The sequence below is a fragment of the Flavobacterium shii genome (assembly GCF_025847235.1).
GTDB classification, from domain to species: domain Bacteria; phylum Bacteroidota; class Bacteroidia; order Flavobacteriales; family Flavobacteriaceae; genus Flavobacterium; species Flavobacterium shii.
Window position 1 is genome coordinate 67,152 of the sequence record NZ_JAOZEW010000026.1, and the last position, 14,242, is coordinate 81,393.

The 14,242-nt window shown below is 29.4% G+C and carries 17 protein-coding genes; 14 read left to right on the forward strand and 3 right to left on the reverse strand.

The annotated features are described in order from the left end of the window. Positions 1-35: 35 nt before the first annotated feature. On the forward strand, positions 36-353 hold the full coding sequence (locus OIU83_RS20445; protein ID WP_264208122.1) for a 2Fe-2S iron-sulfur cluster-binding family protein: 318 nt from the start codon (positions 36-38) through the stop codon (positions 351-353). A 26-nt stretch (positions 354-379) separates the two neighbouring features. On the opposite strand, the gene OIU83_RS20450 is transcribed toward OIU83_RS20445, so the two are convergent. The 3 genes from OIU83_RS20450 to OIU83_RS20460 form a co-directional block, all read right to left on the reverse strand. After that, on the reverse strand, positions 380-1,144 hold the full coding sequence (locus OIU83_RS20450; protein ID WP_264208123.1) for an SGNH/GDSL hydrolase family protein: 765 nt from the start codon (positions 1,142-1,144) through the stop codon (positions 380-382). 67 nt (positions 1,145-1,211) lie between these two features. Then, on the reverse strand, positions 1,212-1,994 hold the full coding sequence (locus tag OIU83_RS20455) for a DUF3050 domain-containing protein (protein WP_264208124.1): 783 nt from the start codon (positions 1,992-1,994) through the stop codon (positions 1,212-1,214). Positions 1,995-2,082: 88 nt separating this feature from the next. Continuing rightward, entirely contained in the window at positions 2,083-3,261 is a 1,179-nt protein-coding gene (locus OIU83_RS20460; RefSeq protein ID WP_264208125.1) for an acyl-CoA dehydrogenase family protein, read from the reverse strand. A gap of 263 nt (positions 3,262-3,524) precedes the next feature. Here OIU83_RS20460 and OIU83_RS20465 point away from each other — a divergent pair, with 263 nt between their 5' ends. From OIU83_RS20465 to OIU83_RS23645, 13 genes are all read left to right on the forward strand, one after another. After that, positions 3,525-5,216: a helix-turn-helix domain-containing protein gene (locus OIU83_RS20465; protein WP_264208126.1), complete on the forward strand. Its 1,692-nt coding sequence runs from the start codon at positions 3,525-3,527 to the stop codon at positions 5,214-5,216. Between the two features lie 475 nt (positions 5,217-5,691). Then, entirely contained in the window at positions 5,692-5,829 is a 138-nt protein-coding gene (locus OIU83_RS20470) for a hypothetical protein (protein WP_264208127.1), read from the forward strand. Between the two features lie 69 nt (positions 5,830-5,898). Next, positions 5,899-6,870: a grasp-with-spasm system ATP-grasp peptide maturase gene (gene gwsG, locus OIU83_RS20475; RefSeq protein ID WP_264208128.1), complete on the forward strand. Its 972-nt coding sequence runs from the start codon at positions 5,899-5,901 to the stop codon at positions 6,868-6,870. Positions 6,871-7,028: 158 nt separating this feature from the next. Further along, positions 7,029-8,048: a grasp-with-spasm system SPASM domain peptide maturase gene (gene gwsS, locus OIU83_RS20480; protein WP_264208129.1), complete on the forward strand. Its 1,020-nt coding sequence runs from the start codon at positions 7,029-7,031 to the stop codon at positions 8,046-8,048. Further along, positions 8,005-9,642, forward strand: coding sequence for a hypothetical protein (locus OIU83_RS20485; RefSeq protein ID WP_264208130.1), 1,638 nt, complete (start codon positions 8,005-8,007; stop codon positions 9,640-9,642). The genes gwsS and OIU83_RS20485 overlap by 44 nt, the downstream gene beginning before the upstream one ends. Before the next feature lie 157 nt (positions 9,643-9,799). After that, positions 9,800-11,365 (forward strand): vitamin K epoxide reductase family protein, encoded by a 1,566-nt coding sequence (locus OIU83_RS20490; protein WP_264208131.1) that lies wholly within the window; start codon positions 9,800-9,802, stop codon positions 11,363-11,365. Between the two features lie 87 nt (positions 11,366-11,452). Continuing rightward, positions 11,453-11,617, forward strand: a complete 165-nt coding sequence (locus OIU83_RS20495; RefSeq protein ID WP_264208132.1) for a hypothetical protein — start codon at positions 11,453-11,455, stop codon at positions 11,615-11,617. A 453-nt stretch (positions 11,618-12,070) separates the two neighbouring features. Further along, the gene (locus tag OIU83_RS20500) at positions 12,071-12,247 is read left to right on the forward strand and encodes a hypothetical protein (RefSeq protein WP_264208133.1); all 177 of its coding nucleotides are present in this window, start codon (positions 12,071-12,073) and stop codon (positions 12,245-12,247) included. A gap of 73 nt (positions 12,248-12,320) precedes the next feature. Beyond that, positions 12,321-12,482 (forward strand): hypothetical protein, encoded by a 162-nt coding sequence (locus OIU83_RS20505; protein ID WP_264208134.1) that lies wholly within the window; start codon positions 12,321-12,323, stop codon positions 12,480-12,482. An 89-nt stretch (positions 12,483-12,571) separates the two neighbouring features. Next, positions 12,572-12,730, forward strand: coding sequence for a hypothetical protein (locus tag OIU83_RS20510; protein WP_264208135.1), 159 nt, complete (start codon positions 12,572-12,574; stop codon positions 12,728-12,730). A 526-nt stretch (positions 12,731-13,256) separates the two neighbouring features. Continuing rightward, complete coding sequence (locus OIU83_RS20515; RefSeq protein WP_264208136.1) at positions 13,257-13,445, forward strand: hypothetical protein; 189 nt, start codon at positions 13,257-13,259, stop codon at positions 13,443-13,445. Positions 13,446-13,537: 92 nt separating this feature from the next. After that, complete coding sequence (locus OIU83_RS20520; RefSeq protein ID WP_264208137.1) at positions 13,538-13,717, forward strand: hypothetical protein; 180 nt, start codon at positions 13,538-13,540, stop codon at positions 13,715-13,717. A gap of 435 nt (positions 13,718-14,152) precedes the next feature. Beyond that, the coding region (locus tag OIU83_RS23645) for a cysteine peptidase family C39 domain-containing protein (RefSeq protein WP_404827721.1) at positions 14,153-14,242 on the forward strand (90 nt) is incomplete at its 3' end.

Consider the following 14,242-nt stretch of genomic DNA (forward strand, 5'->3'; position numbering starts at 1 on the left):
AAATGCATTAATAATCAAAATTCCGATAATTTAAAATGGATGTATTAATAAAGATTAAAGATCGAGAAGGAGTTGTACATGAATTACAAGCTCCAACCGATATGGCAATGAATATAATGGAATTGTGTAAAGCTTATGAGCTTCCTGTAGAAGGAACCTGTGGCGGAATGGCAATGTGTGCTTCTTGTCAGTGTTATGTTTTAAATGATGTCGAACTACCGGAAATGGGTGATGATGAAGAAGCAATGCTTTCTGAGGCATTTTATGTTAAGTCTAACAGTCGCTTGGGTTGTCAGATTCCTATCACAGAGGGGTTAGAAGGACTAGAACTGGAGTTGGCTCCGGAATATTAATATAAAGCGAGAATTTCTCGCTTTTTTTAGTTTTGTATGGCAAGTTTTACCTTTGGTAAAATGCGTTCTACGAATAAAGAATAGGCTAATTCGGAAGGATGTAGTCCATCTTGAGCAACTAATTTTGTATTCGATAATCCTTGTTGTGTAATATCTGTTATTGAAGTAAAAACTACTTCATTCGTAATGCAATAATTTTCGGCAAACCTATTATATTGATTTATTTCATTTGAGATTTTTGTACCTTGACCTTGCATTTGCGTTGTTCCAAAAGGAGTGTAAGCATAATCTGGAATTGAAAGAACAATTACACTTTTTTTGTTTCCTTTTGCGAGAGTAATCGCTTTGGTTACTAATTCTGGAAATTCTTTTTCATAAATAGAAAAATCCCTGCCTTGATATTGATTATTCACTCCTATTAATAGTGTAACCAAATCGTAATTAGGATCCGGATTTTGAGTTTTTATTGCCGAAATTAAATTAGAAGTAGTCCAGCCTGTTGCAGCAATTATTTTTAATGAAAAGCTAGTTTGTGGATAAATAGTTTTCAGACTTGATTTTAATTGTTCGGGATATCGGCAAGTTTCACAAACGCTTTGACCTATAGTATAACTGTCGCCTAAAGCCAGATAGTTTATTGTGCTTGGAAGGGGGGTATTTGGGACTTGCGTTGTAGGAGGGATAATCGGTACTGGAGTAATCACAGTTTGGGAGGTTGCTTCGTCGGAGCTGCAACTTAAAAGGAATATAGATAGGATAACAATAACTATTTGTTTGAAATGTGGTTTCATAATTAAGATAAATTAAGTTTCGTATCATTCTAAACAAATAGTTACGTTAAATAACTTGTTTTGGTTTTTATACCATCTCTGCTTTTATGCTTATTTCTTCTTCAATGGCATCCCACAAACCAATTCTTCTTTCTAGTGCTAGAATAGATATTTCATCAACGTCTGACCATTTTTGTGGGTCATTTTCACATAAATCTGTTATCATCTTCATTGCCATAGGACCGTGCTCGTCAGCATCTAATTCTATGTGTCTTTCAAAATAATATATTAGTTTGCTTAAATCTGTATCAGGGAAGTTTGTCTGGAAATTTTTTAATATCGCAGTAAACATACTCGGAATTAGATCTTCTCTACCGAAAGTAAAAGCAGCAGCAATTTCATGGGGTTTTCCTTCTTCGATTACTCTAAAAGTAAAATCCAGAAAGGCTTTTATATTCGGATGTAATTGACTTTGTTTTATTGCAACAAAGATGTTTTGTAATGAGTTTACTTCGTGCAAAAATCCCGTTATATTTTTTGTGTTGGCTCCACAATCTTCCATCGCTTCAAGGTACATTTCATAATGACTTTGGCGACGACCATCAATGCTTAAATCGGTTTCTTCGGCTAATACAATCTCATTAATTAGATATCTTGTTTCAGGATTTTTACTGGCAAACCAAGGTGTAGTTGTGCAAGTAAGTTTTGATTGTAATGCTTTTAATAAAGACATAAAATCCCATACGGCATATACATGACTTTCTAAGAAGCAATGTAAGTCATCAATATTCTGAATTTTTTTATATAGGGGATGTTGTAATAAAAGATCTTTCTGAGGTTGAATGCTATTGTTTATAGTTTCAATATTCATGGTGGTATTTTTTTTTGCAAATATAAAAAAGCTTCTTGGTACCAAGAAGCTTTTAGATTGTTTTTATAAATATTTTAATAGATTGTTTCTATTTAAAAGCCGCAATGCCAGTAATATCCATTCCTGTAATTAATAAATGAATATCGTGAGTTCCTTCGTAGGTAATAACACTTTCGAGATTCATCATGTGACGCATGATTGAATATTCGCCTGTAATTCCCATTCCGCCCAATATTTGTCTGGCTTCACGAGCAATGTGAATGGCCATATCGACATTGTTTCTTTTTGCCATCGAAATTTGAGCTGTTGTTGCTCTCCCTTCGTTTCTTAAAACCCCTAAACGCCAAGTAAGTAATTGCGCTTTGGTTATTTCGGTAATCATTTCGGCTAATTTTTTTTGCTGTAATTGAGTTCCAGCGATTGGTTTGTCAAACTGGATTCTTTCTTTGGCATAACGCAAAGCAGTATCGTAACAATCCATTGCTGCGCCAATTGCTCCCCAAGCGATTCCATAACGAGCCGAATCCAGGCATCCAAGTGGTGCTCCCAGACCAGATTTGTTTGGTAATAAGTTTTCTTTAGGAACTTTTACATTGTCAAATATCAATTCTCCGGTTGATGATGCACGAAGAGACCATTTATTATGTGTTTCGGGAGTAGTAAAGCCTTCCATACCACGTTCTACAATTAGACCGTGTATTCTACCTTCTTCATTTTTTGCCCAAACTATAGCTATATCTGCAAATGGTGCATTTGAAATCCACATTTTTGCCCCATTCAATAAGTAATGATCTCCCATATCCTTGAAGTTGGTAATCATACTTCCAGGATCCGAACCATGATTCGGTTCTGTTAATCCAAAACAACCTATGAATTCTCCAGTGGCAAGTTTTGGTAAATATTTCATTCGTTGTTCCTCGTTTCCGTATTTCCATATAGGATACATTACTAAGGAAGATTGTACAGATGAAGTAGAACGTACTCCTGAATCTCCACGTTCTATTTCCTGCATGATTAAACCATATGAGATTTGATCTAATCCTGCGCCGCCATATTCAACAGGTATATAAGGGCCAAAGCCACCGATTTCTGCAAGTCCTTTAATTATTTGTTTAGGAAATTCTGCCTTTTGGGCATATTCTTCGATAATAGGAGATACTTCTCTTTTTACCCATGCACGAGCTGAATCTCTTACGAGTTTATGTTCTTCACTTAATAAGTCATCTAGGTTATAATAATCTGGTGATTGAAATAGGTCTGGTTTCATAATTTATGTTTTTTTACAAAACAAATTTACACAAACAAATATAACAAAACAGTGTTAAATTGTTATATTTTTTAATAATTTAAAAATATTAGTTAGAAATAAATCGTAATAATAAGGTATTTTCAATTGTTAATTATTGTTTGCATATTGGTATTAATGAACTAAATTTGGGATAATCCTAAACCATATCATTAATGAAATTTGTTAAATGCCTCTTATTTTTTCTTATTACATATGCTGTTTTTCCTCAAAAAAATTCACCATTGAGTGATAAACAGTATGTTCTGTTACAAGATAAAGTGACGTCGTCTATAAATTCAAATGTTGATAGTGGTTTTGTTTATGTGAATAGAATAGAGCAATCGGGTAATTATTTGCACAAAGCTTTTGCTAGTGGTGCAAAAGCTTATTTATATCAGCTTAAAGGTGATAGTATAAAATCAAAACTATCTTATGAACGAGCTTTTGAAACTTTAGAAAAAGTTAGGAAATCAAAGGAAAAGAGAATATTGACTGCAGATTTATTAAATTATGGAGGACTTATAGATTGGCAAAAAAATAATTTAAGACAAGCATTTGACAAATTTGAAAAAGGATTAAATATTGCTAACGAAGAGAATGACCAGATTCGAAAGGTGAAATTTTATATGAATATTTCATTAATTAATATAGAAGTGGGAAATTATAAATCGGCAATTATATCCTTAAAAGAATCAAATAAAATAACAGATCAGATAAAATATTCGTTCTCCGAAGAAAAATTCACCAATTATAAAAGCAATATTAATTTTAACCTAGGTAGAGCTTATGAAAAGTCATATGGAAAAAATAATTTAAACCCTAAGTTTTTAGATTCTGCAAAGCATTACTATATAAAGGCAATTTCTTATTCTAAAAATTATTTGAATACAAAACTAAATTCTAAGATGAGTTTAGGGAATATTTATTATATGAAGAATGATTTGCCGAATGCCGAAAAAATTTATTATGATATTTTTCTTTATAGTAAAGAAAACAATTCACCACGAGAATTTTTTACTGCTAGTTATAATTTAGGATGTTTGTTTTTTAAAGCCAAAGAGTATGATAAATCTTTACATTTTTTAAAAAAAGTAGACTCAATTTACCAAATAAATAAGGTTAATGATTTGGATTATATAAATTCGAATTATTATCTGGCCAAAATTTACACTATTAAGAATAACCCTCAAGAGGCATTGATGTTTTCGGAGAAATATTTTGATAAGTTTGAGCAAGTCCAATCTAAGTTGAACAATGAAGCTCTGGAAGTTAATTTTCGATTGGGAAATGTGAATGTTAAAAAAGAAATGGAAGAACTTAAGTCAAAAAATGAGAATAAAATCAGATTTTGGAATCTTATGCTTTTTCTTTTTATTGCAGTGCTATTGGTTTTAATTATTTTATATATAAGAGGTGTTAAAAAGAAAAGAGAGACAGATAAGAAAGTAAATGCTTTAATTGAAGAATATAAATTAAAGTTGGAAATGAAAAATTCGCACACAGAAGGCTTTGATGAAGATGATGAAAGAAAAGTTGTAGAAGAGATGCCTAAAATAGTCACAAAATTAAATTTAGATTTAGAAAAAGAAGAGGAAATATTCGAAAAACTTAAGCTTTTAGAAAGGAAATTCTATTATTTGAATTCAGATTTTACTCAACAATCTGTAGCAAAAAAAATAAAGACAAATACTAGCTATTTATCTTATGTTGTTAATAAGAGATTTGGGAAATCCTTTAGCGAATATTCTAATGAATTAAAGATTAACTATGTAATCAATAAATTAATCACAGATTCTAAATATCGAAAATATTCAACTCAGGCGCTTGCTGAGAGTGTTGGTTTTAAAAATGCAGTTTCTTTTACAAAGTCTTTTAGTAAAAGAACAGGAGTGACTCCAATGCAGTTTGTAAAAAAAATAGATGAAACTAGTTAGAGCTAAAAAGTAGTTTAGGGGTTCTTACTTTTTAAACTCATTTATTTCATTGTGAATTATTATTCTTTTAATCTCCAATAAAAGTTTAGAATGTTGAAATTAATAATTTGTATTTGATTATTTTTTTAAATCAGGAAATATTTTTATGCTAAGTTTCTATTACATTGAACTTAGTGTTGTTAAATTGTTTAGAAGCAATTTGTAAAATGTATGTATACAATTTATAAATTGTTGAAGGATCTGGAATTTTGCGTGTTAAAAAAAATAATATTTGTAGAATAATATTTCAATAAAATAGCAACTAATGAAATTAAGGCTGTTTGTATTATCAATCTTTTTAGTTGGCGTATTTTGCTGTTTTAATGTATTATTATGAGTTAAGGTTATATTTAAAATATTCTTGCGCAAGAGTAGACACAAATTCCAAGTGTCTTAAAATGATTGGAGTATTTAATCAATTTAATAAAATATTATTATGAAAAAATTAGAAAATTTTGAATGTGAAAAAGTTGAAATTAAAAATGTCTATGGTGGAAAAATGAGAGACTGCCAGACCTATACTCAGAGGTCAGGACAAGAACTTAATACTTATGATGGCGAAGATCCATGTTAATATAATTTAATTTTATATCAAGGTGTGTTTGGATACACACCTTGATTATTTTATAAAACAAAATGATTTATGATTCTTATATTGAGTAAACCGGTTGACAAGGATACAGATTGTGTTATGGATTGGCTAAATTTTTTAAAAGCTCCTGTTTTAAGAATTAATGATGAAGAATTGATGCAGGGTAATGTAGTTTTTTTTTACAATATTAGTAATGAAGAAAATTCTTATTTTGAAACTTTATCTCAACGAGTTTATTTAAAAGATATTACCGTAGTATGGTATAGAAAATTTGGTTTTCTAAGTGATTATGAAAGAAGATTAGATTCGGTTAGAGATTTAGTAGTTTTTTTACATAACGAATTTAAAGCTTTGAGAGAGTTGATATTGAGTCTTTTAGATGGTAAGAAATGGCTTTTTGAAAGGAATGTTAAAAAATCTAAAATAGAAGTTTTAAGTATTGCTAAAGACATAGGAATGAATATTCCCAATACATTAGTTACCACAGAAAGACATAAACTAGATGCTTTTTTAAAAAGTAATAATGGTTTAATAATAACCAAACCAATTGCTGAATCGACTAATATTAAATTAGAAAATACGTATGCTTCATTAAGTACTGCTATTGTTAATACAGTTAATGGGTTAAATAAGAGGTTTAGTCCTTCTTTCTTTCAAGAATATATTGATAAAGAAATTGAACTTAGAATTTTCTATTTAATGGGAAAATGTTACCCAATGGCAATATTTTCTCAAAATAATCCTCAAACAAAAGTTGATTTTAGAGATTATGATTGGGAAACACCAAATAGATTTATACCTTATGTAATCCCAATAGAGCTTGAAAATAATATTGATTTATTGATGAAAAAATTAAAACTAAATACAGGATCACTAGATGTTATAAAAGCGTCGAAAGATGAAAAATATTACTTTTTAGAAGTAAACCCTTCGGGGCAATTTGGAATGACCGCATTTCCATGTAATTATCCTTTACATAAGCATGTAGCTCAAAAATTAATATCTCTTAATGATGAAAAATAAATGTAAAATAAATTTGCCTGTTATTGCTGAATTTACTAAAAAGGACTTTGTTTTAGTGAAAAGAAAAAAAAGTAAATTTAGATTTATCAAATCTACTTTTTATCAAAGCTCTGAAATAATTTGTGATAGTTTTTATAAACCGATTTATTTAAAAACATATGATAAATAAAGAATTTAAGTTGTTTTCGAATTGTTTGACTGTAAAAGGTCTAAATAGAGGAGTGATAATAGATGTTCAAAGAAAAACTTATCATGTATTTTCTAATCAAATAATTGATTTTGTTAATGAGTATTCGGGAGAAAAAATATACAATTTATTTAATGATTTTAAAGAGTATAAGGTTATTTTGAAAAAATACATGCAATATTTTTTAGATAACGAATTGGCTATTATTACAAATGATAGTTCACAGTTTCCAGCAATAAGCCATAGTTTTGATAGACCTTATAGTATTGATACCATTATTTTAGATATGAATTTGTCTAAAGAGAGCATTAGTGATTTATTAAAATTAAAGGTTGATGATTTAGGAATTAGTTGTTTGAAATTAGTTGCTGAAGTTTTTGACGAAAAGAAAACGATTGAAATTTTGAGGTTACTTGAAACAACAAAAATTAAAACGATTGTAATATTTATAAAATATACAAAAGGTATTGAAAATAAAGTTCTTCGTTTTGATTCTAAATTTTCTCGGCTAGTTGAAATTGTTTTTTATAATGTTGATGGATTGGATTTGTTAAAAGGGTGGGCAGGAAAAAAGTTTGTTTATGAAAAAAAATCATTAAATGAGATTCTTACGATGAAAGTGCAAAATCAAGATGATTTTGTACTAAATCTAGAAGCTTTCAATGAATCACTTATTTATAATTCTGCCTATAATAGAACAATATATATAGATGAGAATGGTAATGTCAAAAGGTATTTAGGGGACAAGTTGTCTTTTGGACATATTGATTATGTTGATCTTAATAATGTTGTTGAGAATGAGGGTTTTAGCGAGTTTTGGAAAATAACAAAGGATAAAATTACGATATGTAGAGATTGTGAGTTCCGTTATATTTGTCCGGATGGAAGTATTCCATTTAAACAAAAAGATACAGATTTATTCTTTTCAACTAATTTAAAATGTAATTATGACCCGTATAAAAATGAATGGCTTAATCTTAACAATAATTAGTGGGGTTTTAATTTTAATTTCTTGTAGCTCAGCTAAAAAAGACATGTTAGAGTACAATTATTTTAATGAAAAATATTTTTACAATGATTCATTAAAAGTTGGAATTGATTTTGATAAAGACGCTGAATTTATTGGAGTTAATAATTTGAAAAGAAGACAAGTTAAGCAGTTGTTAGGAAAAGATAAAGTTTCTCTTGAGAATTTATTTTTGGTTGCAGAGTATAAGCGAAGAGGATTTAGTATTTATTTTTTCTTTAAAAATATAAATGGAGCAAATAATAATTTTTCATCTTCAGAGATTCTTAATGACTCTTTAAGTGGAACTGTTTTATTTAAAAAGCAAAAAGGCAAAAGAAGTATTATTGGTTTAATTAAATCTATTGGTATTGTAAAAAATGATCATTTTATTAAGGTTGATGAAGTAGATACATTGTTGAAAAGAATTAGTATCGATAGTTTTAATGTGAAAAAACTTTCATATTTTTCAATATATAAAAATTATTTTTCAGATAATCATCCCAATGATCTATATGCGCATGAGAAATTATCCAAGGCTCCTTTGAAAGACGTGGGGAAAAACAGTGTGAAGTTTCAATTATTATCGACTGTCAATTCTTTTATGTCAAATAATAAAGTTTACGACTCCTTAATTAATAAATATGAGAAAAATCGTAAAAACGAATTTGATTTGTTTGTAAGGAGTATTTTTAATAAACACAATGTTTATGAAAATGACAGTGTTTTTGATAAGATGTCACAAATAGCAAAAGAGAACTCTATAATTATTCTTAATGAAGATCATTATTATCCTAAGCATAGAATATTTGCCTTGGAAATATTGGATGTTTTGAAAAAAAATGGATATAAATATCTCTCTATGGAGGCTTTTAATGAAGATAAAGGAAGTGATTATGTTCCGAGTTACAAAAATGGAATATACACAAGTGAACCTTACTTTGCTCATTTTATTAGAAAGGCCAAGTCTTTAGGATTTGTTATACAAGGGCATGAAAGTTACAAAGATAATGTTGATAGAGAATTAGATCAAGCTAGAAATATCATGAAAATTTTCGAAAAAGATCCTAATGCTAAAATTTTTGTATATGTAGGACACTCGCATATTGAAAAAGGAAATATTAGCAAGAAGTGGATGGCTGAATATTTTAAAGAATTAACAGGTGTAAATCCTGTTACAATCAACCAGGTTGCGATATGTGCCGATAATGATAGAGAATTAATGTTGATACCTCGATCTTACTTTGAGAATAATGCAAATGTAAAATCATCGGCAGATTATTTTTTAATAAATAATATACAACCGAGTTTGAGAAAAATTTATACTGGTGTAATTTTTAGAAAAATTGAGATTAAGGGTGATAGTTTTAATGTGGGTAAAGAGAAAGAGATCCTTGTTAAAGTAATCGATTTTGATGAATTTACATTAATTAAAGATTTGGCTATTCCTATACAAAGTTCTTTAATGAAATCAAATAAAGGTAGGATTGATCTTGAACTACCTTTAGGCAGATTCCATGTTATTATGAAAACAATTAATAACAAAACTATTTATGAGGATGATATAATTGTAAAATAGAAATGTTATTTGATTTAGGGAGTCTTAAAGGGGAAGATCAGATTAAAGGAGTTTTTTTACATAAATATTTTTTAGTATGTAATTATTTACTATTTTAGATAAATAATTATTGATTCTATTTATATTTTATTAAAATAATTTGTTTAATGCTGCTCATATGATAAAATTAGTTAACAAGTACCTTGATTTGAGTAATTATTTAAATGCTAAAAAAGACTTTGAGGACCTGTTTCTTTCTCATCCAAACTACCCAAGTGTATTTGCCGTAACAGATTCATTAAATACATTGGCGATAGAGAATATAGTAATAAAAGTTCCAAAGGAACAGTTACATGAATTGCCTAATTCTTTCCTTGCAATTTTTAATCAGGATTTGGTCTTGGTTAATAAAACAGACGAGTTGATTGTAGTTGAAACTGAAAAAAGCAAGAAGAGTATTTTAACAACAGATGATTTTTCGAGAGATTGGAATGGTGTTGTGCTAGCTATAGAACCTAATGAATCTCCAGTAGTTGAAAGTTTAAAAGAAAATCCAAAATGGCTTAAGTATAGTATTCTCATTTTGGCATTAATTGTTTTGTCAAGTTTTTATAATGACTATAAGTTATCAGATTATACTTTTTTAATTACATCTCTTTTTGGGTTGTTGATTAGTGTATTTATAGTTCAGGAGAAATTTGGAGTGAATAATCAGATTGTATCTAAATTTTGTAATATCAATCCAAATACTTCTTGTGAATCGGTTATTAATTCCTATAATGAGGAAGTTAATAAGTGGTTTAGTTTCTCAGATTTGCCATTGGTTTTCTTTGTTACTGGTGTCTTGGCAATATTGATTCATCCTTCAAATTCTGGTCTTGTAGGATTCTTTAGCTTGCTTTCGTTTCCCGTTGTACTGTATTCTATTTGGATTCAAAAAAATCAGATAAAAAAATGGTGTGTGTTGTGTTTGGCTGTTTCTTTTTTAATGGTAATTCAAGGTTTGGGATGGCTTTTAAAACCAGGATCTTTTATCAGTTTAACTTTAATTAATTTTTTCCAATATCTATTTTCTTTAATTCTTGTTTTGTCAGTTTGGTTTGCAATAAAGCCAGTTATTGAGGGGAAATTAACGGCAGAGAATTCGGTAAAAGACTTGACTAAATTTAGAAGAAATTATGTGCTTTTTGATTTTCTATCAAAAGAAATTAATGACTTGGAAGCATTTGATAAATTAGAAGGTTTGCATTTCGGAAATAGTGATGCATCTGTAAAACTTTCGATTATTATAAGTCCAAGCTGCGGACATTGTCATAAAGCATTTGAGGATTCATTTGAATTAATATGGAAATTTCCTGAAAAAATATTTTTGAATGTACTTTTTAATATAAATCCAGAGAATAGCCAAAACCCTTATAAGGTTGTTGTAGAGCGATTGTTGATGATTAATGAAACAAATCCAGAAAATACTGTAGAAGCGATATCCGATTGGCATATCAAGAAAATGTCGCTCGAAGCTTGGCAGAATAAATGGAGTGTTAATTCAGTTTCGATGAAAGTTAATCTACAAATACAGCAACAATACGACTGGTGCTCGCATAATGGATTTAATTATACACCTGTTAAAATTGTTAATAATAAATTGTTTCCAAGTGAATATGAATTAAAGGAATTGAAATATTTTATTAATGATATTTTGGAAAATAATGAGGAATTAGGAGAAGATGCTTTAATGCGTGCATAAAATATATATGGAATTCTTATTAGGATGGACATAAGCTTCAAGTGTCTTAAAATGATTGAGGTATTAACAAATTCAAAAAAGTAAATTATGTTAAAAAACATTTTAAGCCTGGGAGGTGCTCAGAAATTAACAAAAAATGAGCAAAAAGAAATTAATGGAGGTTCGGTCCCTACAGATGGATATTGTCCAATTGGAATGTGTCAGTATGCTGTAAATGGGCCATGTAGGAGAGAATCGGATCGTTGCATTTAATGAAATTTAATTTGTTTGTAGCTGTCTCAAAAATAAGAAAAGGTTGTTTAGTGAATATTGCCATAAATACAATTTATTATTAAGTAGTTGGACATAAGCTTCAAATGTCTTAAAATGATTGAGGTATTAACAAATTCAAAAAACCAAATTATGTTAAAGAAGATTTTAAAATTAGAAGGTGCTCAGGAATTAACTAGAAATGAGCAAAAAACTATACATGGAGGTAAGACTTGTGCTCAAGGTGACTCATGTCCAACGGGGACTAAGTGTGTATCTGATTGTAAGTTTGATGAAGTTTGTAGACCTAATAGTTATGTTGAGTGCTGATTTACTAATGTCTTAATTTAAGATAAGGAGATAGAAATATTCTTTTTCTTGTTTTTTAAAATATAGGCATAAAACTTCAAGTGCCTTAAAATAATTGAGGTATTAACAAATTCAAAAATCCAAGTTATGTTAAAGAACATTTTAAAATTAGAAGGTGCTCAGGAATTGACAAAAAAAGAACAAAAATCTATTAGCGGATCAGCATCAGAATTAGTATGTCAACGTCCAGATATTCTTATTTGCTGTCCAGATACTGGATTGTGTGGGTGTGCTCCCAAAGGGACTCCATGCATGTTAATTTAGATAATAGTTTTGGACATAAGCTTCAAGTGTCTTAAAATGATTGAGGTATTAACAAAATCAAAAAAACCAAGTTATGTTAAAGAACATTTTAAAATTAGAAGGAACTCAAGAGTTAACAAAAAAAGAACAAAAATCAATTAATGGAGCTGGAGCTTGCCCTACAGGAACAGTTACTATTTGTTGTCCGGATACAGGATGTGTATGTGCTCCAAAAGGCTCATCTTGTATGGTTTAGTCAATTGAGTTGTCAGTAAACTTGAATAATCAAAAATGCACCCAAAGTATCTTGCTTTGGGTATTTGTTAATTTTTAAAATTTTATATTATGTTAAAGAATATTTCGAGAATATATGGTGCTCAGGAATTAACTAATGAGGAGCAGAAAGAAATTAGAGGGAATGGTCCTGGAGATTTTATAGTATGTTGTCCTGAGGATAATAATATTGCATACCCGGATTGTAGATTTATTGAATGCTCCAGATAGTCATTATCTTTTAACAAGAGTTGTTGAATATAGTTAAGACATAAACTTTAAATGTCTTCAAATGACTGGAGTATTTGTAAAAGATGTTAAAGAAAATTTTAAATCTTGACGGAGCTCAAAAAATGACAAAAGAAGAGCGGAAAGTTATACATGGTGGCAATGCGCCAGTTTGTGGTGATGGGCAAAAAAACTCAAAGATGCTCGGAAGGAGGTACTGTACCTCTCTATTGGACATGTGTTCCTAGTGATTATAGGACGTTGTTAGTGTGAGGATATTTAATAGATTAATTGAAAATAACTAATTTTTAAATTTTAAGCCTATGTTAAAACACATTTTAAATCTAGAAGGAGCTCAGCAATTAAGCAAGGAAGAGCTAAAAAAAGTCAAGGGTGGGATAGCTTGCGATAGTTATGATGGATATTGTCCAGGTACATCGTATTGTGATAGTGGGCCGGTTAATGGTATTTGGACTGGTCGTTGCATATAGTTTATTGTGCTGTTAATCTGTTTTTTAAAAATGTAATTATGTTAAAACATATTTTAAAATTAGAAGGAGCTCAAGAATTAACTAAAAAAGAGCAGAAAAATATCAATGGAGGTGTAACCGAAGCTTGCGCTCGAGCTATAGGTGAAGGAGTTGCTATATTTAAAGGAACTAAGCCGTGCCCAGAACTATATCCTATTTCTTCAGGTGGTTGTTGCTATCTAAGCTAACATTTATTTTTCTTGAGATTATATTAAATGACATAAACTTCAAATGTCATAAAATGATTGAAGTATTAACAAATTCAAAAAACCGTATTATTATGTTAAAGAAAATTTTAAAATTTGAAGGTGCTCAGGAATTATCCAAAAATGAGCAAAAAAATATTAAAGGTGGAATAGCTTGTGGTAGTTACGATGGATTTTGTCCAAATGGATCTTATTGTAGTAATGGACCAGTAAACGGTATTTGGAGAGGGCTTTGTGTATATGGGGATGAATAATTTCTAAATTTTAGAAATCAAATCTTATTTGTATAGAGAGGAAATTGTTTTTTTTTTCTCTCTATTGTTTTAAAATCGATGAGGCATGTGTTCAATTAATTAAAAAAAACGATTGTTATGATAAAGAATATTTTGAATTTAGAAGGTGCTCAGGAATTAACTAAAAATGAGCAAAAAAGTATTAAAGGAAGTTTGAAAAATTGTATTGATCCTAATACCAATACATGTATGTATTATAGCTTATCATGTGCTAGCCCATGTCGACTAGAGCCAATCGAAATATCATAGTGAAGTGAGTAGTGCTAAATAAAATAAGACTTTGTTAGGTTAGTTAGAATTATTGAATGGATTAGTAGGGAGGGAATCCTCTCTACTATTTTATATTTAGATATGAAATAATTGCATTATATTGTCCTTGTAAAACAAGAATTAAAATTGAAGAAATTCCCGAACTATAAACAAGCAGATTTTAAGGACTGTGGTCCAACTTGTTTGAAAATTATTGCAAGACATTACGGTAAAACC